The 2,293-nt window shown below is 44.6% G+C and carries 4 protein-coding genes; all 4 read right to left on the bottom strand.

The genetic code is table 11. The annotated features are described in order from the left end of the window. Positions 1-848 (bottom strand): HRDC domain-containing protein (locus tag A3735_RS09035; RefSeq protein WP_068637960.1); only part of this gene is annotated, 848 nt, incomplete at its 3' end. A gap of 4 nt (positions 849-852) precedes the next feature. Then, entirely contained in the window at positions 853-1,461 is a 609-nt protein-coding gene (gene recR / locus A3735_RS09030; protein ID WP_068514766.1) for a recombination mediator RecR, read from the bottom strand. Positions 1,462-1,499: 38 nt separating this feature from the next. Next, a complete protein-coding gene (locus A3735_RS09025) occupies positions 1,500-1,826 on the bottom strand; it encodes a YbaB/EbfC family nucleoid-associated protein (protein WP_068507357.1) in 327 nt (108 codons plus the stop codon). A gap of 64 nt (positions 1,827-1,890) precedes the next feature. Continuing rightward, a partial coding sequence (locus A3735_RS09020) for a DNA polymerase III subunit gamma/tau C-terminal domain-containing protein (protein ID WP_197485784.1) occupies positions 1,891-2,293 on the bottom strand: 403 nt, incomplete at its 5' end.

Genomic DNA, 2,293 nt, shown 5'->3' with positions numbered 1-2,293 from the left:
TCCGCAATTATTTCCAACAATTCCTCGCCATATCGGCGAATAGATTTATGCTGAATATCTTTAATACGCTTCAGGTCAGACAAAACTTCTGGATGTGTTTCAGCAATTTGAATCAAACTTGTATCTGAAAACACCCAAGGTTTAGGAATATTTTTTGATTGTGCCAAGTCATCACGCCACATAACCAGCGTTTTTAGTAAAGACTGATCCACCTTTTTAAGCTCACAGCCACCACGCAGCTTCAAATAAGCATTCTCTGGTGCATCCCAAGACTGAAAAAACTGCTGAACCAATGAAGCACTTTCTTCTAATACCGCTGCCATAAAAGACTTGGCTGAAAGCTGTGCCTGCAGCTCAGAATAAAGCGTCAGCAAATACTCAACATCTTTCGCAGCATAAGCTAACTGGCTATCAGACAAAGGGCGACGCAGCCAGTCGGAGCGCGTTTCAGACTTGTCTAGCTCATGCCCAAGCACCTCTTGCACAAGCTTTTGGTAACCAAGCGACGGCCCTAAACCCAAAAATGCTGCCGCCAACTGGGTATCAAACGCGGCTTTGATGCGCGCACCCGTCGAATGAAACAAAAGCTCAATATCTTCACTCATCGAATGCAAGACCTTGACCACTGACTCACTTTCTAGCAAAGGCGCTAACAAACTGAGATCATCTACTTCCAAAGGGTCAATCAGGTAGACGTGCTCGCCTGCTGCAATCTGTATGAGACCCGGTGCTGCGAAATAGGTGTTGGTTCGCATAAATTCGGTATCGATTGCAACGACAGTTTCATTTAAACAAAGCTTTATAGCCTCAGTAAGCGCTGCTGCATCATTAATAATCTGGACACTCATTTAATCAACCTTCTTCAATAACAGGCTTGCGCCCGGAAAAGGCATGACTAAGCGTCCCACCATCAACATAACCAAGATTCCCACCTAGAGGAATACCATGCGCTAAGCGCGTAATGAGTACATCAGACTCACTAAACACTTCAGCAATGTAATGAGCCGTTGCTTCACCTTCAACGGTTGGGTTTGTAGCCAATATTATTTCCTTGGCTGACAATGAGCTGACTCGATCCATTAAAGCTGGAATGCCGATCTCTGCAGGACCTTTACCATCAAGTGGTGACAAGCTACCTTTCAATACGAAGTACACACCCTTAAACTGATGTGTCTGTTCAATCGCGATCAAATCAGAGGGAGATTCGACAACACATAAAGTGTTGTGTTCCCGCTGAGCGTCCTGACAGATATGACAATACTCACTTTCACTTAAGGTTCGACACCCCACACACTCGCCTACTGCTTCCAAAGCATGCGACAAGGAATTAGCCAAACGCTGGGCACCATTGGGTTTTTCATCCAACAGCGACAGAGCCATTCGCTGGGCAGACTTCTGCCCTACTCCAGGCAAAACTCTTAGTGACTCAATCAGCTCATCAATAACAGGACCGAAAGTCATACTCTTATTTCATCCACAATTGCATTAAAAGTCGATCGTTAGAACGGCATTTTGAAGCCAGGAGGGAAGCCCATACCTTCCGCTAAGCCTGACATTGCATTTTTGTTCTTTTCTTCGATCCTTCTTACCGCATCATTTACTGCTGCAGCAAGTAAATCTTCCAAAAACTCTTTATCTTCACTCAACACAGTGTCATCTAGCTCAACCTTAATAACATCATGACGACCATTCATCACAACCTTCACCAAGCCAGCACCGGATTCACCCATCACTTCTGCATTCGCAGCTTCTTCTTGCTGCTTTTGAAGCTCTTCTTGCATTTTTTGGGCTTGCTTCATAATATCGCCCAAGTTTCCACCAATCATATTTTTCTCCACTTACTATTGTGCAGAGCGTCTTCAGAAGGCAACTGCACGCGATCATATTTTATTAAATAATCTGCCCTAAAGCTTTAATGCTATTTTCAATCAACACACCATCAAACTCTCTAATCATCTGTTGGACATAGGGGTCATTTTCAACACTCAGTTTTGCTTGCTCCCCCATTTCCGCTTTCACGCGTTCACGCCACATCATCGGCGACTCGTGTTCGGGCTTTAAGCCCTCGAAGAAAGTAATATTTCGCCCTTGTGCCACTTCTTTACTCAATGATTCACGAATCCGCCCTTCATGACTTGGATTTAGCAAACGAAAGTGTCCAGCCTCAAAATAAAGATTCAAGCCGTCCGGGTTCTCTTCTAGCACTGAGTTAAGCATTAAATTAAGCGTCATTCCGCTAAGACCCAATTGTGTCACCTGCTTATTCCATCCGCTTGAAAGGACATCTGCGGCA

This window comes from Oleiphilus sp. HI0061 (assembly GCF_001635675.1).
The sequence above is the reverse complement of the archived record's forward strand: the minus strand, read 5'-3'. Positions and strand labels throughout refer to the sequence as shown.

Excerpts from the sequence above, each read along its gene's own strand:
- recR (WP_068514766.1), bottom strand. The coding sequence starts at position 1,461 with ATGACTTTCGGTCCTGTTATTGATGAGCTGATTGAGTCACTAAGAGTT.
- A3735_RS09025 (WP_068507357.1), bottom strand. The coding sequence starts at position 1,826 with ATGATTGGTGGAAACTTGGGCGATATTATGAAGCAAGCCCAAAAAATG.